Annotated in this window: 21 protein-coding genes; 1 reads left to right on the forward strand and 20 read right to left on the reverse strand. The window is 65.3% G+C overall.

Annotated features, from left to right (window positions below; all coding sequences use genetic code 11):
* Positions 1-67: 67 nt before the first annotated feature.
* The 8 genes from alaS to ACOAPY_RS13910 form a co-directional block, all read right to left on the reverse strand.
* Positions 68-2,692, reverse strand: coding sequence for an alanine--tRNA ligase (alaS, locus tag ACOAPY_RS13875; protein WP_465153641.1), 2,625 nt, complete (start codon positions 2,690-2,692; stop codon positions 68-70).
* A gap of 154 nt (positions 2,693-2,846) precedes the next feature.
* Positions 2,847-3,839 (reverse strand): succinylglutamate desuccinylase, encoded by a 993-nt coding sequence (astE, locus tag ACOAPY_RS13880; protein ID WP_465153642.1) that lies wholly within the window; start codon positions 3,837-3,839, stop codon positions 2,847-2,849.
* 19 nt (positions 3,840-3,858) lie between these two features.
* Positions 3,859-4,143, reverse strand: a complete 285-nt coding sequence (locus tag ACOAPY_RS13885) for a topoisomerase II (RefSeq protein WP_465153643.1) — start codon at positions 4,141-4,143, stop codon at positions 3,859-3,861.
* Between the two features lie 12 nt (positions 4,144-4,155).
* Entirely contained in the window at positions 4,156-5,502 is a 1,347-nt protein-coding gene (gene astB, locus ACOAPY_RS13890) for an N-succinylarginine dihydrolase (RefSeq protein ID WP_465153644.1), read from the reverse strand.
* Complete coding sequence (astD, locus tag ACOAPY_RS13895) at positions 5,502-6,965, reverse strand: succinylglutamate-semialdehyde dehydrogenase (protein ID WP_465153645.1); 1,464 nt, start codon at positions 6,963-6,965, stop codon at positions 5,502-5,504. The genes astB and astD overlap by 1 nt, the downstream gene beginning before the upstream one ends.
* Positions 6,962-7,987 (reverse strand): arginine N-succinyltransferase, encoded by a 1,026-nt coding sequence (gene astA, locus ACOAPY_RS13900; RefSeq protein WP_272793300.1) that lies wholly within the window; start codon positions 7,985-7,987, stop codon positions 6,962-6,964. The genes astD and astA overlap by 4 nt, the downstream gene beginning before the upstream one ends.
* Positions 7,988-8,089: 102 nt before the next feature.
* Positions 8,090-9,106, reverse strand: coding sequence for an arginine/ornithine succinyltransferase subunit alpha (gene aruF / locus ACOAPY_RS13905; protein ID WP_021700548.1), 1,017 nt, complete (start codon positions 9,104-9,106; stop codon positions 8,090-8,092).
* A 171-nt stretch (positions 9,107-9,277) separates the two neighbouring features.
* Entirely contained in the window at positions 9,278-10,498 is a 1,221-nt protein-coding gene (locus tag ACOAPY_RS13910) for an aspartate aminotransferase family protein (RefSeq protein WP_465153646.1), read from the reverse strand.
* A gap of 805 nt (positions 10,499-11,303) precedes the next feature.
* Here ACOAPY_RS13910 and ACOAPY_RS13915 point away from each other — a divergent pair.
* On the forward strand, positions 11,304-11,810 hold the full coding sequence (locus tag ACOAPY_RS13915) for a hypothetical protein (protein ID WP_465153647.1): 507 nt from the start codon (positions 11,304-11,306) through the stop codon (positions 11,808-11,810).
* A gap of 17 nt (positions 11,811-11,827) precedes the next feature.
* Here the strand turns inward: ACOAPY_RS13915 and ACOAPY_RS13920 are convergent, their stop codons facing one another.
* The 12 genes from ACOAPY_RS13920 to ACOAPY_RS13975 form a co-directional block, all read right to left on the reverse strand.
* A complete protein-coding gene (locus ACOAPY_RS13920; RefSeq protein WP_465153648.1) occupies positions 11,828-12,598 on the reverse strand; it encodes a Mom family adenine methylcarbamoylation protein in 771 nt (256 codons plus the stop codon).
* Positions 12,537-12,761: a Com family DNA-binding transcriptional regulator gene (locus ACOAPY_RS13925; protein ID WP_465153649.1), complete on the reverse strand. Its 225-nt coding sequence runs from the start codon at positions 12,759-12,761 to the stop codon at positions 12,537-12,539. Before ACOAPY_RS13925 ends, ACOAPY_RS13920 begins: the two co-directional genes overlap by 62 nt.
* A gap of 134 nt (positions 12,762-12,895) precedes the next feature.
* Positions 12,896-13,387, reverse strand: coding sequence for a hypothetical protein (locus tag ACOAPY_RS13930; RefSeq protein ID WP_465153650.1), 492 nt, complete (start codon positions 13,385-13,387; stop codon positions 12,896-12,898).
* A complete protein-coding gene (locus ACOAPY_RS13935; RefSeq protein WP_465153651.1) occupies positions 13,387-14,142 on the reverse strand; it encodes a hypothetical protein in 756 nt (251 codons plus the stop codon). Before ACOAPY_RS13935 ends, ACOAPY_RS13930 begins: the two co-directional genes overlap by 1 nt.
* Before the next feature lie 9 nt (positions 14,143-14,151).
* A complete protein-coding gene (locus ACOAPY_RS13940) occupies positions 14,152-15,183 on the reverse strand; it encodes a phage tail protein (RefSeq protein WP_465153652.1) in 1,032 nt (343 codons plus the stop codon).
* 5 nt (positions 15,184-15,188) lie between these two features.
* The gene (locus tag ACOAPY_RS13945; RefSeq protein WP_465153653.1) at positions 15,189-15,788 is read right to left on the reverse strand and encodes a YmfQ family protein; all 600 of its coding nucleotides are present in this window, start codon (positions 15,786-15,788) and stop codon (positions 15,189-15,191) included.
* A complete protein-coding gene (locus ACOAPY_RS13950) occupies positions 15,779-16,840 on the reverse strand; it encodes a baseplate J/gp47 family protein (RefSeq protein WP_465153654.1) in 1,062 nt (353 codons plus the stop codon). Before ACOAPY_RS13950 ends, ACOAPY_RS13945 begins: the two co-directional genes overlap by 10 nt.
* Entirely contained in the window at positions 16,830-17,285 is a 456-nt protein-coding gene (locus ACOAPY_RS13955) for a phage GP46 family protein (RefSeq protein WP_465153655.1), read from the reverse strand. Before ACOAPY_RS13955 ends, ACOAPY_RS13950 begins: the two co-directional genes overlap by 11 nt.
* Positions 17,285-17,833 (reverse strand): phage baseplate assembly protein V, encoded by a 549-nt coding sequence (locus ACOAPY_RS13960; protein WP_465153656.1) that lies wholly within the window; start codon positions 17,831-17,833, stop codon positions 17,285-17,287. The genes ACOAPY_RS13955 and ACOAPY_RS13960 overlap by 1 nt, the downstream gene beginning before the upstream one ends.
* On the reverse strand, positions 17,820-18,860 hold the full coding sequence (locus tag ACOAPY_RS13965) for a phage baseplate assembly protein (RefSeq protein ID WP_465153657.1): 1,041 nt from the start codon (positions 18,858-18,860) through the stop codon (positions 17,820-17,822). Before ACOAPY_RS13965 ends, ACOAPY_RS13960 begins: the two co-directional genes overlap by 14 nt.
* On the reverse strand, positions 18,853-20,079 hold the full coding sequence (locus tag ACOAPY_RS13970; RefSeq protein ID WP_465153658.1) for a DNA circularization protein: 1,227 nt from the start codon (positions 20,077-20,079) through the stop codon (positions 18,853-18,855). Before ACOAPY_RS13970 ends, ACOAPY_RS13965 begins: the two co-directional genes overlap by 8 nt.
* Complete coding sequence (locus tag ACOAPY_RS13975; protein WP_465153659.1) at positions 20,079-21,929, reverse strand: phage tail tape measure protein; 1,851 nt, start codon at positions 21,927-21,929, stop codon at positions 20,079-20,081. Before ACOAPY_RS13975 ends, ACOAPY_RS13970 begins: the two co-directional genes overlap by 1 nt.
* Between the last annotated feature and the right edge of the window lie 7 nt (positions 21,930-21,936).

A 21,936-nucleotide genomic window follows, 5' to 3' on the forward strand; every position in this document is an offset into this window, starting at 1 on the left:
TTAAACCCGCATCGGGTCACACTGCCAAGGCCCGCCGGACGCACTGCGGGCCCTGGTTTCGCTGCCTTTAGGCGCCTTGTTCGACGAAGGTCGCCGCCAGTGCCAGCGCCTCGTCCAGCTTGCCGGCATCGACGCCACCGCCCTGGGCCATGTCCGGGCGACCACCGCCCTTGCCACCCACGGCGGCGGCAGCTTGACGCATCAGGTCGCCGGCCTTGAGCTTGGCGGTCAGGTCCTGGGTGACGCCAGCAACCAGCACCACCTTGTCCTCGAATACGCCACCGAGCAGGATCACCGCACTGCCGAGCTTGTTCTTCAGTTGGTCGACCATGGCCAGCAGGGCCTTGCCGTCCAGACCGTCGAGACGCGCGGCCAGCACTTTGACGCCCTTGACGTCCACGGCCGAACCGGCCAAGTCGTTGCCGGCGGCGCTGGCGGCCTTGGCCTTGAGCTGCTCCAGCTCCTTCTCCAACTGGCGGTTGCGCTCGATCAGGCCGGACAGCTTGTCCAGCACGTTGTCGCGGCTGCCCTTGACCAGCACGGCCGCTTCTTTCAGCTGCTCTTCCGCGCCGTTCAGCCAGGCCAGCGCAGCAGCGCCGGTAACGCCCTCGATACGACGCACGCCGGCGGCCACACCGCCTTCGCTGGTGATCTTGAACAGGCCGATGTCGCCGGTACGCGAGACATGGGTACCGCCGCACAGCTCGACGGAGAAACCGCCACCCATGGTCAGCACGCGCACGTCATCGCCGTATTTCTCGCCGAACAGCGCCATGGCGCCCTTGGCCTTGGCGGTCTCGATATCGGTTTCTTCGGTCTCGACCGCGGAGTTCTTGCGAATCTCGGCGTTGACCAGCTCTTCCAGCGCTTTCAGCTGCTCGGGCTTGATCGCCTCGAAGTGGCTGAAGTCGAAGCGCAGGCGCTGGCTATCGACCAGCGAGCCCTTCTGCTGCACGTGCTCGCCCAGCACCTGGCGCAGCGCGGCGTGCAGCAGGTGGGTGGCCGAGTGGTTCAGCGCAGTGGCCTGGCGCACCGAGGCGTCGACTTCGGCTTTCAGCAAAGTGCCGACGGACAGGCCGCCCTTGGCCACCACGCCGTGGTGCAGGAAGGCGCCGCCAGCCTTGGTGGTATCGCGCACGTCGAAGCGCACACCGGCGCTTTCCAGGAAGCCGCAATCACCGACCTGGCCACCGGACTCGGCGTAGAACGGGGTCTGATCCAGCACCACCACACCCTCCTCGCCCTCGGCGAGGCTGTCGACGGCGGCGCCGGCCTTGAACAGGGCGACGATCTTGCCGCTGCCGCTGGTGCCCTGGTAGCCGAGGAAGACGGTGTCGCTGTCGACCTTGACCAGGCTGTTGTAGTCCATGCCGAAGGAGCTGGCGGAACGGGCGCGCTCGCGCTGGGCCTCCATCTCGCGCTCGAAGCCTTCTTCATCGAGGGTCAGTTCACGCTCGCGGGCGATGTCGCCGGTCAGGTCGACCGGGAAGCCGTAGGTGTCATACAGCTTGAACACCACGTCACCAGGAATGACGCTGCCCTTGAGTTCGGCCAGGTCCTGCTCGAGGATCTTCAGGCCCTGCTCCAGGGTCTTGGCGAACTGCTCTTCTTCGGTCTTCAGCACGCGCTCGATGTGCGCCTGCTGCTGTTTCAGTTCGGGGAAGGCTTCACCCATCTCGGCCACCAGCGCGGCGACGATCTGGTAGAAGAAGCTGCCCTTGGCGCCCAGCTTGTTACCGTGGCGGCAGGCGCGGCGGATGATGCGGCGCAGCACGTAGCCACGGCCTTCATTGGACGGGGTCACACCGTCGGCGATCAGGAAGCCGCAGGAGCGGATGTGGTCGGCGACGACTTTCAGCGAAGCCTGGCCTTCGTTGGCGCAGCCGATGGCCTTGGCCGCGGCATTCAGCAGGCTCTGGAACAGGTCGATCTCGTAGTTCGAGTTGACGTGCTGCAGTACCGCGCTGATGCGCTCCAGGCCCATGCCGGTGTCCACGCTCGGCGCCGGCAGCGGGTGCAGCACGCCGTCCGCGGTACGGTTGAACTGCATGAACACGTTGTTCCAGATCTCGATGTAGCGGTCGCCATCTTCCTCCGGAGAGCCGGGCGGGCCGCCCCAGATGTGCTCGCCGTGGTCGTAGAAGATCTCGGTGCAGGGGCCGCATGGGCCGGTATCACCCATGGCCCAGAAGTTGTCGGAGGCGTACGGCGCGCCCTTGTTGTCACCGATGCGCACCATGCGCTCGGCCGGGATGCCGACTTCCTGGGTCCAGATGTCATAGGCCTCGTCGTCGGTGGCGTAGACGGTGACCCAGAGCTTTTCCTTCGGCAGGTTCAGCCACTTTTCGCTGGTCAGGAATTCCCAGGCGTAGGTGATGGCGTCGCGCTTGAAATAGTCGCCGAAGCTGAAGTTGCCCAGCATTTCGAAGAAAGTGTGGTGGCGCGCGGTGTAGCCGACGTTTTCCAGGTCGTTGTGCTTGCCGCCGGCGCGCACACACTTCTGGCTGGTGGTAGCGCGGGTGTAGGCACGCTTCTCCAGGCCCAGGAAGCAGTCCTTGAACTGGTTCATGCCGGCGTTGGTGAACAACAGGGTCGGGTCGTTCGCGGGGATCAGCGAACTGGAGGCGACGCGGGTGTGCCCCTTCTCTTCGAAGAAGCGGAGGAAGGCTTCACGGATTTCTGCGCTTTTCATTGATTTCATCCAGGCAAACGACAGCACGGCAAACGCCGGCAAAGGGCCGCATTATATCGGCCCGGCGCTGCAGGGACAGCCCGTTTGCGGGGAATTTGGATAGAAAGCCTCTATCGGGCCACCTTGTGACCCGAATCCGCCACGCAGAGCCGTGTCAGAGTGAGGTAGGGACGATCAGGATGCCGGCGCGCAGGCCGTTCTTGACCTTGGGATTGGGGAAGATGATGCGCGCGCCCTCCTCCTCCACCAGCCAGCGGGTACCGGCGATGTCCTCGGCCAGCAGGAACCCCTGCTCCAGCTCGGTGAAGTTCTCGATGTCGGCCGGCAGGTGCAGCTTGAAGGCATCGCTGTGCTTGATCACCTCGCGCGACACGGCAAATAGCTGCATGCCGTCCAGCGAGTCGGCCTGAGGCTCGCAATTCTCCACCAGCTCGCGCAGGCGCTTCTCCAGCAGATCGAGGTTGACCTGCTGGTTCTGGCCGAAGGGGCGCGCCTTGCCCAGCTCCAGGGTGAAAGCCTCGGCGCCCAGGCGCGCGTAGGTGTAGGAGCTGAACGTGATGCCGGTCTTGCGCTGCAGCAGTACGGCGTCGATACCGGCGGCACGCAGGCGCGCCAGCTCGGCACGCGAATGTTCGCGGCCTTCGACGTAGGGATAGAGGGCGAACTGCTCGATCTTCGAGCCGCGGATCGCCGTGTGCAGGTCATAATGCAGGCGCGCCCGGCCTTCCTTGCTGAAGAAGGCGGCCGCGAAGCGCTCCAGTTCATTGGCGCGCAGCGCCTCGAAGCCACTGCTCTGCTCATGGCGGCCATCGAACAGGCGGTTGATGTCCTGCTCCACGAAACGCTCGCCACGGCGCATGGCCTCGGGGTTGCCGAGCAGGAACAGGATGCGCGCCCTGGGCAGCAGCTGGCCTGAGGCGATGGCCTGCAACAGGCGGTCTAGCAGCTCGATCGGCGCCGTCTCGTTGCCATGGATACCGGCCGACAGCAGTAGGTCGAGACCGCTGTCATCCTGGGTGGTGGGCGTCACTTCCAGCACACCCTCGCCCAGCCAGTGCAGGCGCGCGCCCTCGCGGGTCAGCTGAATCTTCTCGGTCGGCTCGCGGCCGGCCAGGGTGAGTTCGAGCAGTTTGCCGAGGGCGAGCATGGGATTACCTCAGTCGGGCTCAGTGATTGCAGTCGGGACCGTGCACATGATCCTCGTCGTCACCGGCGAGACCCGCCGGTTCCATTTCCAGCTGCAGGCCGACCAGGTTGGTGGCCTGCGGGCGCAGCAGCAGGTTGGCGTACTCGGTATCGCCCTCCTCCACGTCCACGCCGATCAGCAGCTGGTCGCCGACCGCCTGGATCCAAACTTCCTTGCCCTGCCAGACGACAGCGAAGCGGGTGCAGGAGGTCTCCAGCTGGGTGCCGTCGGAGTCTTCGAGGATCAGTTGCAGGGCGTCGGACATGTTTCAGTGCTCTCAGGCGAGTTGGAAAGGGTAGACGGAGCCCAGTTTAAGGATCTGCGTCAATTCATCCAATGCCGTGCGGCATTCGATCAGCAGTTGCGGGTCGGCCAGGTCGCTTTCCGCCAGGCGGTCACGGTAGTGCTTGTCGACCCAGGCGTTGAGAGTGGTGAACAGCTCGGGGGTCATCACCACGCCCGGATTCACTGCCGCCAGCTCGTGCTCCTTGAGCGCCACGCGCAGGCGCAGGCAGGCTGGGCCACCGCCGTTCTGCATGCTCTGCTTGAGGTCGAACACCTTCACTTCGCGGATCGGGCCATTGCCGCGGGTCAGCTCGCTCAGGTAGTTCCACACGTTGGCGTTGTTGCGGCACTCCTCCGGCACGATCAGCAGCATGCTGCCGTCGGCGCGGGTCAGCAGCTGGCTGTTGAACAGGTATGACTTGACCGCGTCCTCCACGCTCACCGCGCTGGCCGGTACGCGCACGGCCTGGAAGTTGCCGCCGCGACGAGCCAGCTTGTCGCCCAGTTCGACTAGTACCTTGTCGGTGTCGAGGAAAGCGTCCTGGTGGTAGAACAGCACCTCGCCGTTGCCCACAGAGATCACGTCGTTGTGGAACACGCCCTGATCGATCACCGCCGGGTTCTGCTGGGCATAGACCACGCCCTCGTCACCCAGGCCGTGCAGGCGGGCCACCGCCTGGCAGGCTTCCAGGGTCTGCCGCGCCGGGTAGCGCTGCGGCGCCGGGAAGCGGCTGTCGAAGGCACTGCGGCCGAACACGAAGAACTCCACGCCGGCCTCGCCGTAGCTCTTGCAGAAGCGCGTGTGATTGGCCGCGCCCTCGTCGCCGAACTGGCTCACCGCCGGCAGCGCAGCGTGGTGAGCGAAGTGCTCGTCGTTGTTGAACATGGCACGCAGTACGCGGCTGGTGGTCGGATGTTCGATCGAGCGGTGGAACTTGCAGTTGAGATTGGCAGCGGTGAAGTGCACGCGACCATCCGCGGTGTCGGCACTGGGGCTGACGGTGCAGGAGTTGGCGGTCCACATGCTGGAGGCGGAGCTGCACGCAGCCAGCAGCGGCATGGCTTCCTTGGCGGCCCGGGCGATCACCTCGGCATCAGTGCCGGTAAAGCCCAGGCTGCGCAGGGCGGCGACGTCCTGGCGTTCCTGCGGGGCGAACACGCCCTGCTTGAAGCCCATGTCCATCAGCGCCTTCATCTTGCCCAGGCCCTGCTTGGCCGCTTCCTTCGGGCTGGACACCGCCTGGCTGTTGCTCTGCGACGCCACGTTGCCGTAGGACAGGCCACCGTAGTTGTGGGTCGGGCCGACCAGGCCGTCGAAGTTCATTTCATAGGCGGACATCACAGACTCACTCCCGGGGTCAGGGTGGCGGGCAGGCTCAGGGTTTCACTTTCCAGCGAGGCGACCGGGTAGGCGCAGTAATCGGCGGCATAGTAGGCGCTGGCGCGATGGTTGCCGGAGGCGCCTACGCCGCCGAACGGCGCGCTGCTGGCGGCGCCGGTCAGCTGCTTGTTCCAGTTGACGATGCCGGCGCGGCACTCGATCAGGAACTGCTGGTAGCGCTCGGCGGACTCGGACAGCAGGCCGGCGGCCAGACCGTACTGGGTGTTGTTGGCTTCGGCGATGGCGGCATCGAAGCCGTCATAGCGGATCACCTGCAGCAGCGGGCCGAAGAACTCTTCGTCGATACGCTCGGCCACCTGGGTCACGTCGAGAATGCCGGGGGTCAGCAGCGCGGCATTCGGCACCGGCTGGATCATCTCCAGCAGCACCTCGGCGCCCTTGTCGACCAGGTGGCGCTGGGCCTTGAGCAGATGCTCGGCCGCGGCCAGGGAAATCACCGAGCCCATGAAGGGCGCCGGCTGCTCGTCGAAGGCGCCGACCTTGAGGCTCGAGGCCACCGCCACCAGGCGCGCCAGCAGGGCATCGCCCCAGGCACCGACCGGCACCAGCAGGCGACGGGCACAGGTGCAGCGCTGGCCGGCGGAAATGAAGGCGGACTGGATGATGGTGTAGACGGCGGCATCGACGTCCTTGACCTCCTCCACCACCAGCGGGTTGTTGCCGCCCATCTCCAGCGCCAGGATCTTGTCCGGGCGGCCGGCGAACTGGCTGTGCAGCAGGTTGCCGGTGCGGCTGGAGCCGGTGAAGAACAGCCCGTCGATGCCGGTGCTGGCAGCCAGGGCCACACCGGTTTCGCGGGCGCCCTGCACCAGATTGAGCACGCCGGCAGGCAGACCGGCCTCAATCCAGCACTTCACGGTCAGTTCGGCAACCTTGGGGGTCAGCTCGCTGGGCTTGAACACCACCGCATTGCCGGCCAGCAGCGCCGGCACGATGTGGCCGTTGGGCAGGTGACCGGGGAAGTTGTAAGGACCAAACACGGCGACTACGCCATGCGGCTTGTGGCGCAGCACGGCGGTGGCGTCGGCCAGCGGGCCGCTCTTCTCGCCGGTACGCTCGCGGTAGCTCTGCACGGAGATGGCGACCTTGTTGACCATGCTGGTCACCTCGGTGGCGGACTCCCACAGCGGCTTGCCGGTTTCCTCGCCAATGGTACGGGCCAGTTCGTCACTGTGCGCCTTGAGGGTGGCGGCAAACTGTTCGAGGACGGCAATGCGCTCTTCCAGCGGGCGGCGCGCCCAGGCCGGGAACGCGGCACGAGCGGCGGCAACGGCCTGCTCAACCTGCACGGCAGTAGCGCTCTGGCCGCTCCACACGGCTTCCTGGGTCACCGGATTGAGCGAATCGAAGGCCTCGCCCTGCCCGGCCAGCCACTGGCCGGCGATGTAATGAGTGGTCATTGCTTGCTCTCCTTGGCCGACAGCGGCACGGCGCGCACCTGGGCGCCTGCGCTCAGCTGCAGGCGCTTGGCGGTCAGCGGATCGACCACCAGGGTGCCGGCGGCGGCACGCGCCGGCGCGGCGGTGATGCGGCAGTCTTCGCGCTTGCGGTTGTGAATCAGGTAGGGAATGGCGTCGTCGCCCGGAGTACCGACGGCCAGCACCAGGGTCTGGCTGTCGCGCACGGCGCGGATCTTGTCGGTTTCCACCTCGATGGCCGGGCCTGCGTCGAAGATGTCGACATAGCCCTGGTAGCTGAATCCTTCGCCCTTGAGCATGGCCAGCGCCGGTTCGGTGTCCGGGTGCACGCGGCCGATCACGGCGCGCGCCTCCTCGGAGAGGAAGCAGGTGTAGAGCGGGAACTTGGGCATCAGTTCGGCGATGAACGCCTTGTTGCCCACGCCGGTGAGGTAGTCAGCCTGGCTGAATTCCATCTTGAAGAAGTGCCGACCCAGGCTCTCCCAGAACGGCGAACGACCACTCTCGTCGGACATGCCGCGCATCTCGGCGATCACCTTGTTGCCGAACAGCTCGCGGAACTCGGCCATGAACAGGAAACGCGCCTTGGACAGCAGGCGGCCGTTGAGCCCGCTGCGGTAACCGGCGTGCAGGAACAGCGAGCACAGCTCGGAATTGCCGGTCAGGTCGTTGGCCAGGAACAGGGTGGGGATCTCGCGGTGGATCTTCAGCTCCTGCGAGGCGCTGACGGTGAGGCCGACCCGGTAGTTGTACCAGGGCTCGCGCAGGCCGACAGCGCCGGCCACGGCGGAGATGCCGACGACCTTGCCGTCGTCGTCTTCCATCACGAACAGGTAGTCGGCGTCGGCGCGTTCGGCCTCGCCACGGAAGGTCTTCTCCGCCCAGCCGACCCGGTGCGACAGGCGCTCCTCGTTGGCCGGCAGGGTGGTCAGGCCGGTGCCGGTGCTGCGGGCCAGGTCGATCAGCGCCGACAGATCGGCGCTACGGACGGGACGAACAATCATATTGCCTCCAGAATTCTCGCCCCACTCGGGGCCAAGGGTGAGGGAAAGGCCCTAATCCGGCCCTGCGGGCCACCTTCTCCCGGCGGGAGCAGGGTTGACGCATCAAACCGCAACCAGGCGCACGCTCACGCCTTCACCCACACCCAGCGCCTCGGCGGCCTCCAGACTCAGGGTCACCGGCTTGCCGGGCACCCAGTCGAGGTCGGCGATGATGGCGCGGAAATCCTGCAACTGGCCGTTGCTCACCAGGTACTGGCGCCCGCCCTTGCCCGGCTCACCGATGCGCACCGGCACCACGCGGCTCTGCGCGATCGAGCGGATACCCGAGGTGCGCGCATGCAGGGTCGGACCGCCGTCGAAGATGTCAATGTAGTGATCGGTCTCGAAGCCTTCGCGCATCAGGATGTCGAAGGTCACCTGGGCGCGGCTGTAGACCTGGCCCATGGCTTCCTGGGCGCTGTCCGGCAGCAGCGGCACGTAGATCGGGTAATGCGGCATCAGCTCGGCGAGGAAGGTGCGGCTCTTCAGCCCGCACAGGCGCTCGGCCTCGGTGTAGCTCATGTCGAAGAAGTTGCGGCCGACGGCGTCCCAGAACGGCGAATCGCCGTGCTCGTCGCTGTAGCCGACGATCTCCACCACCACCGCGTCGGCGAAGCGCTCCGGGTGGGCGGCCATGAACAGCAGGCGGCCACGCGAGTTGAGCTCGGCCAGCGGGCTGTCGACCAGGTCGCGCTGCACGTAGAAGCTGGTCAGCAGGCTGTTGCCGGTGAGGTCGTGGCACAGTGAGAGGACGTGGATCTTGTTGTGGATCTTCAGCTCGCGCGAGGCATGCACGAAGGTCTCGTTGCGGAAGCTGTAGAACGGCTCGGAATAACCCGCCGAGGCGACGATGGCGGAGCAGCCAACCAGCTTCCCACTGGCTGTGTCCTCGAGAACGAAGAAATAGCTCTCCTCGCCGTTGAAGCTGACCTCGGCGGCGAAAGAGGCCTCGGAGGCGGCGATCTTGTCGCTCAGACGACCAGCATCGTCCGGCAGCGAAGTAACGCCCACCGGGCTGTCGGCAGCCAGACGCTGCACTTCAGCGAGGTCGGACATCTGCGCAGGGCGCATCACCAGCATGGCGTTACTCCTTTTCGGAAAACGCGCCCCGCACGGGCGGAGCGATTGACGAATAAAAGCTCCAACAGGCCTGAGGCTGCCCACTGGAGAAAGACCGGAGCACTCCGATCACACATGAATCAGCTCATCCTGAGCAGTCGGCGGCGCATCCTGCGCCGCCGGTTGCAGCCATCAGCCCTGCGCGAGCTTGGCGACGGCGCACTCGAAACGGTCCAGACCGTCAACGATATCGGCCTCGTCCACCACCAGGCTGGGTGCGAAACGCACCACGTCCGGGCTGGCCTGCAGCACCAGCACGCCCTCGGCGGCAGCGGCATCCAGCACGGCCTTGGCCTTGCCCTTCCAGGCATCGTTGAGCACGCAGCCAAGCAGCAGGCCCAGGCCACGCACTTCTGCGAACATGCCGTAACGCTCACCGATGGCTTGCAGGCGCTGCTTGAACTGCTCGCTCTTGGCCTTCACGCCCTGCAGCACCTCTGGGGTGTTGACGATGTCCAGTACCGCTTCGGCCACCGCGCAGGCCAGCGGGTTGCCGCCGTAGGTGGTGCCGTGGGTGCCGACGGCCAGGTGCTTGGCCAGCTCGGTAGTGGTCAGCATGGCGCCGATGGGGAAACCGCCGCCCAGGCTCTTGGCGCTGGAAAGGATGTCCGGGGTGACGCCGTAGTGCATGTAGGTGAACAGCTCGCCGCTGCGGCCCATGCCGCTCTGCACCTCGTCGAACACCAGCAGCGCGTTGTGCTGGTCGCAAAGGGCACGAGCGCCTTCCAGATACGCCTTGTCGGCCGGCAGCACACCGCCCTCGCCCTGGATCGGCTCCAGCACCACGGCGCAGGTCTTGTCAGAGATGGCCGCTTTCAGCGCGTCCAGGTCGTTGTACGGGACATGGGTGATGCCCTCGATCTTCGGCCCGAAACCATCGGAGTACTTGGGCTGGCCACCGACGCTGACGGTGAACAGGGTACGACCGTGGAAGCTGTTGAGCGCGGCGATGATCTCGTACTTCTCCGGACCGAAACGGTCATGGGCGACGCGCCGGGCCAGCTTGAAGGCGGCCTCGTTGGCCTCGGCGCCGGAGTTGCAGAAGAACACGCGCTCGGCGAAGGTGGCATCGACCAGCTTGTGGGCCAGGCGCAGGGTCGGCTCGTTGGTGAACACGTTGGAGATGTGCCACAGGGTGTTGGCCTGCTCGGTCAGCGCCTTGACCAGTGCCGGATGGCAGTGACCGAGGGCGTTGACGGCGATACCACCGGCGAAGTCGATCAGCTCGCGACCGCTCTGATCCCAGACTCGCGAACCCAGGCCACGCACCGGAACAAAGGCGGCAGGGGCATAGTTGGGGACCAGATACTGATCGAAATCGGCGCGTTGCACCGGATCGTGCTGAACGGACATCGGGGCTCTCCTGAATAAGGAACACCGCACAAAATGGCAGGTGATGAAAGGATTGTAGGGGCTGCCCACGGGCCCGCATTGTCGCCATGCGACAACTTCTTACAGCGGAACCCCGCGGTTTTCGGGGGCTTTCGGCAATGCGACAGAAAGCTCCGGAATTGCGCAGTTTAAACGCTGCGCGAGGGGATCGGGGCAATTCGCTGCGCCCATCAAACCCCTCCTGGAACACACTCCAACCTCACGAGCTCCTATTCCCAGACTTCCTGCCCATACTCCAGAGCCTGATCGCAGCACGTTCCTCGGCACCGACTGCCGATTTCGCCTTGCACGGCGAGTTACTTTCTCTTGTCTGGCCAAGAGAAAGTAACCAAAGAGAAGGCCACCCCGGCATCCGGCCCCGCCTGCGGCGGGGTTCCCTCCTTCCGGCGCTGCTCCGGGGGCCGTCACGATGGGACGTCCTGTCCCATCGCTCCTAGCTCGGCGTCCTGCCTCGCGTCCCCCTGCGCAACACCTCCACTCGGCCTACTGACGGGGACTCGGGCACCGAGTTGCTTGGCAGCCCTTCTCGCTGTGTAAACGCGCGTCGGATTTGGCACCGACTTGCAGCATTCTTGGCATACAAGCTAGGCCGCAGGCGCACCGGGTCTAGCGGCTCGTTTGGCATCGCAACGGCTGCCCGCTCACTCACCACTGTTTCATGAGCTGCTTGGCATGCAGGCGGTCTCCACAACGGCAACCAAGTCAGCACTTGAAATGCCAGCCAGTGGTCGCAATCTACGAGTAGACCAGCACCAAGGAGCACGCGATGTCACAACTGGAAGCACTTCACAAACACCTTAAAACCAGGGTAGAGCGCGAGCAGCGCGAAGCTCTCTTACGGACAAGCAAGTCTCTGCGATGGGCAGATGCCGTGAGGGACCTCCATGCCTCTATTCAGAAGTGGCTGGCGCCTATGGTCGCCGACAACCTGGTGACCTTCACGAGCGCTAACGTCAAGAGAGTCGAACTGAGTGGCACGTCAGAGGAATGCAGCTACTTTGTCCCTGAACTCACCATCGAATTGAGAAAATGCCCCCCAATCGTGGTTTCGCCTGGCCCCATTTTTGATGATTTCGGCGGCCGGGGTTTTGGGGAAGCAGTGGTAGTTATCACAGATGCTGACGGTGCTCTCGGCTATCTCCATTCGGATTCTCTTCAGCTAATCGACTGGAAAATATCAACAGAAGATCGTGCCCAATACCCCTTGAATGTAGACACCTTTGCCTATTTTCTTATGCAAGTCGTGGAGTGTGCGGAGGAGGAAGCCCGCTAGATGTGGGCTTCCTGGCTTTATAGCGCTTTGACTTGCCTAAGCCGGCGTCTATCGGGAAGCGGCTGACCCGGCTTCGGGAACGGTAACGGACTCTTCTTAAAGCGCGAGAGCCAGCCCTGCTTGATCAGGTAGATGTAGCGGAACTGCAGCAGGCTGCGCCGGGTGGCTCGGTGCAGGTTGTCCCTCAGGTACTGACCACGGCCGCCGCCCTTTCTGCCTGTTGTCAGCAGCATCTCGTGGTAGGTCTCGCCGTCCAGCTCGTAGAAGCTGGTCTTGTGGTGACCCAGGTAGAGGAAATTCGCCGCCTGGTAGACCACACCCCAGCCCCCGCAGCGCTCGTCTGCGAAAGATTGCACCCAAGCCACGCGCGGACAGGCCCGCTTGATGAATTTGAAGGCGTACGACAGGGCACGACTCTCACTGTTGCGCGGCGCCACGTCGTCGAACCACATGCGGTTTAGCTCCAGGTACTGGTCCACCTCAGTGCCGGCGACGATCTTCTGTGCCCCGGCGACGGGGTTGAGGGCATAGCCGAACTGGAGAACCCCTCGCATGACGCCATCCACCCAGCAGCCCAGGTGGACGTAGGAGTTGGCGACGATGCGGCCTGAGTAGTGGTTGGCCAGAATGACGCGGTTGGCCTCGGCGCGGGGGATTAGTGCCACATAGAAGGCGCTGCAGCCGAAGCCAGCCAGCGCCTGTTCCCCGTTGAAGTAGCCGACCAGGTCAGTGGACGGTGGGTTGTAGTTGCCCGGCTGGGCCGGATGGTGGTCTTTCTTTGTTGCCATGAGCAGCCTCGGAACGAGGCGCTCTATGGCGCTCAGGGTTCGGGCAGCTCGCGGCTGTCTGGTGGTTCAGTGTCCCGCAGCGCGGGCACTTGATTTGTAGGGTGTAGCAACCGCTCGCGCGGGCAAGTAGGCGGGCGCAGCCGCCGCAACGTATGTCAAACATCCTGCAAAATGGCCTTCTTTCAGGTAGGCTCCCCGGCGCTCGCGCGAGCGAGAGGGCCTTGGCTGGCTTGCAGGTACGGTCTGCGGGCTGGTGCCGGTAGGGGGTGTTCCCGCACCCTCGGCCGGCGCCCTCTTTTATATATGGTCGAGCAGCTCCATAGGCTTGCTCGGGCGGATGTAGGGGTTATCCAGCATCCACAGGTGCTGGGGGGTAATGCGCCCCACCAGGGTCTCGCGGAACAGCGGCACTCCGCCCTGGGCAAGCGCCCAGGCGATCAGCTCGCTACAGAACCAGTCCTCTTCCCCCTGCCAATCGCGGCTACGGGTAACCAGACCAGCTACGCCCACCCAATCGTATGGCTTGCCCACCTGGCTACGCGCCGCAGCTAATACGGCCGCCGCGCTTCCTACACGGAACTCCACAAGCGCGGCGCGGCTGGCTTTCTGGAGCCTGTAGGCCAGCGGCTCCACCACCACGCCAGAGGGCGCTACTGCGCCGACCAGCTCTGGCCGACCAGCACTGTCGTCTAGCAGGTCGACGTGCGACCAGGCCGACCAGGTGAAGGTGCGGATAGCCAAGCTGCCGAGGTGTCGCCGCCGGGTGAAGAGCACGCGGATGGTTTCCATCACACCCCCTTGGCGTTACCAATGCCGGCGACAGACGCGCGGATGGCCTCTACGGTGCTGGCCGCCAGTTCTTCGGCCTGCTCGATCTCGCCAGCCTGGATCAACTGGCGAACCTGCACCTTGGCGCCCAGGCGCACTTGGCGCAGCTGCAGCATGGCGCCGTTGTAGAGCCCGGCTTCCCGCCGGATATCGTCGGCCGCCTGCTCAGGCGTAAGGCCGCCAATAGCCCAGGCAGCAACGTAACCAGGCACCTGATCGGCCGGATAGCCAGCGGCAGCAAAGGCCTCTGCCTCCTCAGCGGCACGCAGGTACTCCATCGCTCGCAGTGGATCTCCTGCCACAGCATGGCGGGCGCCGTCTGCTGCCGTGTCGATGCGACCACAGAGGCGTCCGGCGAGGGCCTGACGGTTTTCAGCCTGCAACTCGGCGCTGAACTCCCAGGTCGAGCCGTTCCAGGCGTGATCCGCCGTTGGCCTTGGCAGAAGGGTCAGCCCCTCGGGCAGCTCGCCCAGCTGCCCATGCTGGACAGCGCTGCCATCTGCTGTGCTGAAAACGGCACCACGGAAGTCAGGCAACTGGTGCACCTCGCCATCGACAAGCGCCCAGGCAAAGCCCTCGTCTGGCTCAGGCAGCTGCTGCTCAAGCTCTACGCCGCCGGCCGGCAGCTGTACTCCAAGGCCAGGAATCTCGGGAATCTCAACCGGGCCGACCAGGGCGCCAGAGCCGTCCGTAAGATAGATAAGTGGTGCGGTCATGACGGCTCCTTAGATCAGCTTGATACGGCCTGGATAGGCGATGTTTCGCGGGCGAGTGGCGCCAATGTATTGAGACGATGCAGCCTGAATGCTGTTGGCAGAAGACGCTGACTGCGCTGTAGCAATGGAGTCGCTCGCATTGCTGACATCGAAGAACTTTGTTGTGAGATTCTGCATACGACGGAACGAGCCCACAGCATCCACGATCTCGCCGATCACCAGCGAGCCATGCTGGAAGGAGCCCGCCAGGCGGGAGGGGTCAGCGCCCCGGCTGTCATCCAGAATCCGCAGAAACTCGCCACGGCCCTCAGGCCCCCGGAAAGTCGCCACGCCGTCGCCGCTGGTCCAGCCACCCTCGCGCCCCACACGTGCGGCCTCGGTGGTGAGCATCCCCGACTGGTTGGCGTGGTCCCACAGCCACGGCCAATCCGCCCGGTTGAGCAGCGGTCCGTTCAGCGCGCCGTAGCCACCAGGGCTGAACAACGTGGTGGTCTCGAATACCGGCCGGCCGAGCGAGGTGCTATCGAAGCGCCCAACGACCCACCAGGTGGTGCCGTCGCTGCGCAGGCGCCACCAGTCTCCGGCCCCCATCAGCACAAAGAAGGAATAGCCGGCAGCATTCAGGTGGGTGTGAAACTGGATCTTCTCCGCGCCACTGGCCTGGACCACCAGGCGGTTGCCGCTGTTGTCTACCCGCCGCAGGATGAAATCATGGGGCGTCTTCGCCGAGGTAGCCGGCGGCAAGGTGAAAGTCCGGGCACCGCCAGCAGCATCGAGGTGTAAGAGCCCGGCGTGCAGAGCGGTGAGCTGCGTGTTGGCGGCAAGGGTTGATTGCCCGCCCCGAAGGGCTCGCAGCAGCTGTGCAAGGTCCGCTTCGGATGGGGCTTGGCCGGACGCTGTTATGACGTTAAGAAGTTCGTCCGTGACCATGTTGTTCCATACCGCCGGGTCAAGGGATGCGGGAATGCTCAGCAGCGGGTTGCCATCGGTAAATTTGCCAGCTAGCAGGTCTACGTTTGGCACAGAGTGTGGGTAATCCATGGTGGTCAGTTACCTCCATAACTGAAGAAAACAATGGAGCCACCCTGACGCTGGTGGCTGATAACACATTCGAGATAGGTGTCGCCCCACACGCGGAAGCGCTCGCCGCATGCACTGACACCATGCCGTCGGGCAGTAACCTTTTGCTCAGGCAGATTCATCTGCCAGACCTGTTCCCAATCCACCCCGCCAAAGCGCTCACCCATGCGAGCGCGGCCATGCCGCCGGGCGCCATATTCGGTGATCGTTGCGTGGGGATAGCCGAGTAGCGCGGCCAAAGCTATGTAGTACTCGCGGCTCTGGCCTCCGACGGCGAAAACCTTGGCGTTCAACGCTTGCAGGCGCTCCAGTAGCGTTTGGCTGCCATGGACACTGCACGCGTCAGGTAGGCCGAAGGCGGCTTCCCAGCGCTCCAGCATCTGGTAAGTGGCGCGCGGATCAGTTTCGCGCCACAGGTCATCGCTGCGAGCGTGAACGCGTGAAAAGCTCTCGCCCAATCCCCGCAACAAGCGCTGCAGGCCGCTCTCGGGCTCTTGGGTCCATGCCGGCCCAGGCGGCAACAACTGGCTGAGCTGTCGGCCATAGGCCTCTGCACTCATGACCATGTGAAGCCCCCTACGACAGCCAACTTCCCTGGAGTGGTGGCAACATTTGTCAGGGGCGCAAGTAGCTGATGGTCGTTCTCGCCGGGGGCGGTGCTGATGGCCTCGCGAATATGAGTAAGCAGCAGCGTTCCGCCAGGAACTGCCTCGCGGCGGTGCAGATCCCGTAGCTCGGCCTCAACCGCCGCGCGGGTCGCAGAACTGTCGGGGTTTAACCGAATGTCATAGTTAATCAGCTCAGCGACAGGCGGTAACACGTACACTGAACGCCGACCAGCCGGGCGGCGCTTACCGATGTACTCGTCCACCGCTTCTAGCACTTGGGCGGAGGGGATGGGCGTGTCTTCGTTATCACAAACCACCCGCACGACCACGCTACCAATGCCTAGCTCATGCTCGGTTGCCCAGGCGCGTGTTACCGAAGGGTGTGCAGCCTTTGCCCAGGAAACATAGTCATCCAAGTGGCCGGCTTTCGGCGGATTACGCATGCGGTCCTGGACGCGGGCCAGCAGGCCCTGGAGCTGCTCGGCATCAGCCCCGCCCGCAATTCCGGCAGCGCCGACCACCAGGGTGGGCTGGACGCCAGGCACTGGGCTGAGCAGGGTTAGCACGCTGCCGGCTGGCAGGTTACCGGCGGCTCCGGGTTCCTCGGCCTGAACCGTGCCCTCGCCGCCCTCGCTGCCGAGCACCAGCGTGTCCTGGAGGACGTAGACAGCGCCCGCCCTCGACTGCATGCGGTTGCCGGCATCGAGCACGGCGCCGGGCATGCCAGCTGCCACTGCCGGCCCATTGGCAAAGGTCGGCTCCAGATACCAGAGGCCATAGCCGCGCGCCCAGCGCTCGATACCCTCGGCGTCTGCCTGCTCATCGGGTAGGAAGTTACGAGCGCGGTACTCGATATGGGCGTGCAGGCCCTGCTCGACGCCTGCCTGGGCGTGGGCAATTACCCCAACCGTAGTGCGGCGGGTAGCCGCTGATTTTCCCGGCAGCCAGGTTTGCATATCCGTGGCGGTCAACTCACGGGTGTCAGCAAGGCTGGGAATCTTAAAGTCCATTCATTGCCTCCCAGAGGATCTCGAATTGGTAACTCTCACGGCCGCCATCGCGGCGGTTGATGGCCACGGCCAGGCCGAGGACGCCACGGCGCGGAACGCTTGGCTGCACGTCGATGCTGGCGGCGATGCCGTCCTCGGTCAGCCAGCTCAACGCCTCCAGGGCGTAGTCGCGGGCGCGGCGCATGGGCTCGGGCAGCTCCTTCTCGCGGCCGAGCAGCCAGAGCCGCGAGCCCAACTGGTCGCCGGGCACCTCGGCCAACTGATCCGCCCACCAGCCCCGGCGGTCGGTGCTGCCGTCTGGCAAGGTGTCGTCGGCGCGGGCGCGGCGGTCGGAAAAAAGGCTGACGATGACAGCGGTCTGCAGACCGTCATCAATGACCAGGTCGCCATCCTCGAAGACCAGGTCAGCCCCGGTGCCGTCCCACTTGAGCGCGATGTCTCCCATCAGCTCACCTCCGCAAAGGGGCGGCCGCTCTGCTGGCCGGCGGCTGGCTGAGTGTCTTTGTGCGGGTGGGTCTTGAGGCTCACGCCGGCACCGATCACATCGCCCTGGGCGACGATGCGGCCGGTGCTGGTGATCAGCGGGGTTTCGTAGTGAACCGCCGTGCCGGCCTTGACCTGGAGGGTCATGGTCTCGACCTCGATCACGCGGCCGCGCTTGAGGTGAATCTTGTCCTGCTCGTCGGTGTAGATGGCCACCTCGCCAGTCTTCATGCCCACCAGCCGGTAGCGGCGGTCGGCACAGGAGATGACCACGCTGTGCGCGCGGTGGCCTCCGGTGGCGAGCACCAGGGCCTCGGCGCCAGGGTGCGGGACCACGGTCAGGCCGTAGCCCTGCCAGTGCTCGACGCCATCCAGGGTCTCGTCCTTGAGAATGCCGATCTGCAGCGTTTGCATTTTGGCTGCGTCGTTGACCAGGGTGACCACGGCGCGGGCCACAATATGGGCCAGGCCACGACGCAACGGATTAAGGAGCCGGTCAATACCCGCCATCGGTGGCCTCCGGCTCGGGAATGGAGAGCACCTCGAAGGCCTCGCGGGGCATGACTGTCGGCTCCACGCGCTCGCCTTGCTCGTCCAAGATGTAGTTGATGTCGGTAATCAGGCGCTCGGCGCCGCGCAGGTAGCTGTAGTCGTCGAAGACTGTGGCCAGTGTGTTGTGCCGCCACAGCTCGCCATTACTCTGGCGGTGGCCGATCAGGGTGTAACTGATGGCCTGCGAGCGGCCCCAGCGCACATTGCGCTCCCAGGTGACACGCTGGCGGGCGGCGGCCGGGTCCAGAGGGCCGTCGGCGATCAGGGTCAGCGGCCGGTAGCGCTTGATGCGCTTGTCCACGGCGGTGGCCAGCACGGCGGCGGCCTGCTCGCCGTACCAGTCGTCGCTGCCCTGGCTCTGGCCCTTGAGGGTGTAGTGGCTGTAGACGTCGGTCAGGTCGCGGTTGGGCGCGCCCGTGTTGATGTTGCGCCCCAGCACCAGGTCGTCCTTAGCCCGCGCCTGGCCGGCGCGAGTAATGACCAGGTTGCCCTTGCCGTCAGTGATCAGCAGCACGCCACGAATGCGCGCAGCCTGGTCGAGCATCTCGAACACGGTTTCGCCGTCGTTGGGCTTGAGGCTGCGAAACGGCGCATTGGCCCCTGCCAGGTCGATGACGTTTATGCCAAAGGGCGCGCAAAGCTCGCGGGCCACATCGGCCAGGCCGCGCCCGATCCATTGGGTGGCGGGCGCCGAGCAGTCGACCAGGTCGGCAGTCTTGTCGCGGCCGCTGACGGAAATGCTGTGATCCTGGCTGTTGTAGGTGGGGCCGACGCGGTCCACATGGCCTGTGATCAGCAACTCGCCGTCGTAATGCAGGGTGCAGGGAGCGCCCTCGGGAATCTCGCGGGCGGTTGCCTGGCCGGCCCAGCGCTCGGTCAGGGTCAAGTCGAAGCGCCCGGCCAGCTGCTGCATGCCGAGGTTGATGCGGTAGCCCTTCCAGCCGCCCCAGTCTTTGCCATCCACGATCAACATGACTTCAGACATCGCGCAGCACCTCCAGCGGCTGCCCACCGGCCACGAATCCGGGGTGGGTCAAGCGGTTGCGGGCAGCAATGTCGGCAGCCCGGCGCGCGTCGCCATAGAGTTTGTGGGCGATCAGCAGCGCCGGCATGGTGGCCTGCGGGGTGAAGCTGGCCAGCGGCGCCAGGTCGGCGGCGGTACGCTGCAGCTCGACTACCAGGCTAGAGCTGAGCCCGGCCAGGGCGCGATAACATTGGGCGCTGGCCTCCAGCTGCTGGCGCTCCAGCTCGGCTACCACCTGGTCACGCACCTGGATGGCCTGGTCGCGGTTGTCATAGGTCATGCCGGGCAGCGGGCGGCCGCTGGCATCGAGCGGCCGGCCGGTGGCCAGGCGCACGGCCTCAGCTGCAGCAGCGCGCTCAACCAGGCGGTAGACGGCGGCTTGGTTGGTTGCCTGCTGGGCGCGAGCCTTGGTCACATAGCCGGCGCTGCGCACGGGCTTGGCCTTGCTGCCCATGTTGAACAGCGAGGACTGCGCGCGGAAGGCCGCAAACGGGTCAGAGGTGGCGGTCATGCCGCGAACCAGACCGATGATGTTGCCGGCCAGGTTGCCCGGCGAAAGGAGCAGTTGCTGGAAGCTTCCAGTCAGGCGACCAACCATGGAGCCGAAGCCCGAGGCGCTGGTGAGCATGCCGCCCGCGCTGCCGATGTAGCCGGTAGCTTCCTGCAGCACATCCACCGCTTCCTCGGCGACGAAGCTGGCATAGCCGGCCACAGCCCATACCTCGGCAAACTCGCTGGCGGCCTCTTCCTGCACCAGGTCGGCGGCGGCGTTGGCCTGGGCGCCCTGCAGGGGTTTGTTGTCCGGGCGCGGTTCTTCGCCGTCCTCGACGAAGGTCTGGCTGATGGTGGCGCGTCCGCCCTCGGCGGTGCTCTCCTCGCAGCTGTAATCGCCCAGGACAGCAACCTGCATCTCGCCGTAGTACGGGTGCACCAGGGTGCCGGGGCCTTTAGCCTCCAGGGCCTCGATCAGCTTGTCGCGGCGCGCCATGTAGTCGGCGCCGGTCACCACCATGGTCAGGCTGAACTTGCGCGCGGACCGGCCCATGTCCTGGGTGCTGGGCACGTCGCGCAGCGGGTACTCGTCCAGGATGGTACGGCGGCCCCCGGTGCGGGAACTGGTGCGCAGGTTGAACGGCACGCCACGGAAGGAGCCGGGCCGGTATTCGTCGCGCCAGGCCATTAGCGCCCCACCCCTGTGCGGCCTGTAGTAACAGCCAGTTCCAGGCCGTTGTCGCTCTCTAACTGAGTGACTTTGGTGGGCAGTGTGCTGAGCACCTCGACGGTGAACTTTCCTCCTACTTCTACAGGTTCGGCCTTGGTGCCCATGATGGCTTCGGTCAGCTGCTGGCTCAGAGTGGCTGCTGCTGCGGCGAGGGGGTTGGCCACCCATGCGGTACCCTTGGCCAGGGTGCCTGCGGCCTCCATGCGCTCGTCGCGCTCGCCATTGAACATGTCGTACAGCAGGCCGCCCAGGCTGGTTTCCTCGCCGTGCAGCTTGCTCAGACCCGCATCAATCCCAGCATTGGCAACAGTGCCCACGCCATAGCCTGTAGCGCCTGCGCCTGCTACCGCCAGCGCAGGCAAGCCGAAGCGCCCTGCGCCAGCCAGCAGCTTTCCGCCGTTGCCTTTGCCAACGATGGCGTCAACAGGGTTGAGTGAGCCGCCAAGGCTGTCAGGCATGTTGACGACATAGACCGGGGTGACGCCTGCCACCTCCTCCAGGGCCTTGCCGGTGGCCACGCCCGCTGCCGTGCCGCCCAGCTTGCCGGCCAGGCCCTTGATGGCCTTGCTGCCGTAGCGGGCCGCGCCTAACAGGCCGAGTGCACCGGCAGCGCTGCCGGCGATGATGTCCGTGCCATCCAGGCCCAGGCCGCCGTTTTGCTTGCTGTCCAGACCCCACTTGATCAGGCCGGAAAGGGTGTCATTGATCGGCTGAGCGAAGCCATCGGCGGCCTCGCGCAGGGCGCCCTTGAGGCGGCTGGTCTGGTCCACGGCGTTGCCGATGGCGTCTGGCAAGTCGCGGGCAATGGTGCCGCTGGCGTTGCTGACCTGGGCGAACACCTCATCCAGTTTGCCTAGGGAGTCGCCATCGAGCAGCGCCTTGAGGCCGCGCTGGGTGTCCAGGTCGGTGTTGCCGAACGCCTTGGAGATGAACTTGAAGCGGTCCTGGTCTGTTCCAAGCTGGGAGTATTTACCCTGGATCTCCTCGATCACTGCCAAGGCATCGCGGCGGCTGCCGTCGGCATCGAAGAACTTGATGCCCGTGGCCTTCTGGGCATCCTTCATGTACTTGCTGTTGGTGAAGACACGCAACGTGCTGTCGGTGAGGGTCGCCAGGCGCTCGGCGTTGGGCTCTACCAGGGAGAGCGTTTCCACCAGGGCCAGGGTCTGCTCCAGGCTCAGGTTGGACGACCTGGCGCTGCCGCCCACGCGGGCGAAGATGTCCGGCAGGTTCTCCAGTTCGGCGTTGCCGGCACGGCCTGCTACCACCATTTTGTCCAGGAGCAAACGGGCTTGCTCGGTCTGGCTCAGGTCGATATCAAACTGTTTGCTGGCCACGCCCATGGCCTTGGCCAGGGCGTCGGCGTTGGTCTTGGCCACGGCCAGGGTCTCGGCCATCGGGTCAACCGTGGCGGTGGCCTCGGCCATGCTCAGGCCGCCCGCGATCAGGGCGTCCACCCCGGCCTTCAGCTCATCCGCACCTTGGCCAGTGGCAATCTGCGCCTCCATCAGTTCGCGGCGCAGGCGGCCCGCCTCATCAGCGGTCGCGCCCGCTGTGAGCTGCAACTGCTTGAGGTCTTTGTCGAGGCGCGCCGACTGCACGCCCAGGGCGACCGCCGATACGCCAATACCCAGCTGGGCCAGCTTGCCCTCAACCGAGCCCATGAAGTGCCCAAGTTGCTCCATCTCATGCTTGGCCGCGCGGCCGAACTTGCGCACGCCACCCTCGCCCTTGGCCATCCCGGCCATAAGGCGGGTGACGTCGGCGCTGACGCGCAGTGCCAGATTGAGATTGCTGGAGGTGCTCATGACTTCT

Origin of the sequence: Pseudomonas stagnisoli, from assembly GCF_048595745.1 — a bacterium.
Taxonomy (GTDB): domain Bacteria; phylum Pseudomonadota; class Gammaproteobacteria; order Pseudomonadales; family Pseudomonadaceae; genus Aquipseudomonas; species Aquipseudomonas alcaligenes_A.

Coding starts and splice junctions, on each gene's coding strand:
- alaS (WP_465153641.1), bottom strand. CDS start 2,692: ATGAAAAGCGCAGAAATCCGTGAAGCCTTCCTCCGCTTCTTCGAAGAG.
- astE (WP_465153642.1), bottom strand. CDS start 3,839: ATGCTCGCCCTCGGCAAACTGCTCGAACTCACCCTGGCCGGCCGCGAG.
- ACOAPY_RS13885 (WP_465153643.1), bottom strand. CDS start 4,143: ATGTCCGACGCCCTGCAACTGATCCTCGAAGACTCCGACGGCACCCAG.
- astB (WP_465153644.1), bottom strand. CDS start 5,502: ATGTCCGCCTATGAAATGAACTTCGACGGCCTGGTCGGCCCGACCCAC.
- astD (WP_465153645.1), bottom strand. CDS start 6,965: ATGACCACTCATTACATCGCCGGCCAGTGGCTGGCCGGGCAGGGCGAG.
- astA (WP_272793300.1), bottom strand. CDS start 7,987: ATGATTGTTCGTCCCGTCCGTAGCGCCGATCTGTCGGCGCTGATCGAC.
- aruF (WP_021700548.1), bottom strand. CDS start 9,106: ATGCTGGTGATGCGCCCTGCGCAGATGTCCGACCTCGCTGAAGTGCAG.
- ACOAPY_RS13910 (WP_465153646.1), bottom strand. CDS start 10,498: ATGTCCGTTCAGCACGATCCGGTGCAACGCGCCGATTTCGATCAGTAT.
- ACOAPY_RS13915 (WP_465153647.1), top strand. CDS start 11,304: ATGTCACAACTGGAAGCACTTCACAAACACCTTAAAACCAGGGTAGAG.
- ACOAPY_RS13920 (WP_465153648.1), bottom strand. CDS start 12,598: ATGGCAACAAAGAAAGACCACCATCCGGCCCAGCCGGGCAACTACAAC.
- ACOAPY_RS13925 (WP_465153649.1), bottom strand. CDS start 12,761: ATGTTTGACATACGTTGCGGCGGCTGCGCCCGCCTACTTGCCCGCGCG.
- ACOAPY_RS13930 (WP_465153650.1), bottom strand. CDS start 13,387: ATGGAAACCATCCGCGTGCTCTTCACCCGGCGGCGACACCTCGGCAGC.
- ACOAPY_RS13935 (WP_465153651.1), bottom strand. CDS start 14,142: ATGACCGCACCACTTATCTATCTTACGGACGGCTCTGGCGCCCTGGTC.
- ACOAPY_RS13940 (WP_465153652.1), bottom strand. CDS start 15,183: ATGGATTACCCACACTCTGTGCCAAACGTAGACCTGCTAGCTGGCAAA.
- ACOAPY_RS13945 (WP_465153653.1), bottom strand. CDS start 15,788: ATGGTCATGAGTGCAGAGGCCTATGGCCGACAGCTCAGCCAGTTGTTG.
- ACOAPY_RS13950 (WP_465153654.1), bottom strand. CDS start 16,840: ATGGACTTTAAGATTCCCAGCCTTGCTGACACCCGTGAGTTGACCGCC.
- ACOAPY_RS13955 (WP_465153655.1), bottom strand. CDS start 17,285: ATGGGAGACATCGCGCTCAAGTGGGACGGCACCGGGGCTGACCTGGTC.
- ACOAPY_RS13960 (WP_465153656.1), bottom strand. CDS start 17,833: ATGGCGGGTATTGACCGGCTCCTTAATCCGTTGCGTCGTGGCCTGGCC.
- ACOAPY_RS13965 (WP_465153657.1), bottom strand. CDS start 18,860: ATGTCTGAAGTCATGTTGATCGTGGATGGCAAAGACTGGGGCGGCTGG.
- ACOAPY_RS13970 (WP_465153658.1), bottom strand. CDS start 20,079: ATGGCCTGGCGCGACGAATACCGGCCCGGCTCCTTCCGTGGCGTGCCG.
- ACOAPY_RS13975 (WP_465153659.1), bottom strand. CDS start 21,929: ATGAGCACCTCCAGCAATCTCAATCTGGCACTGCGCGTCAGCGCCGAC.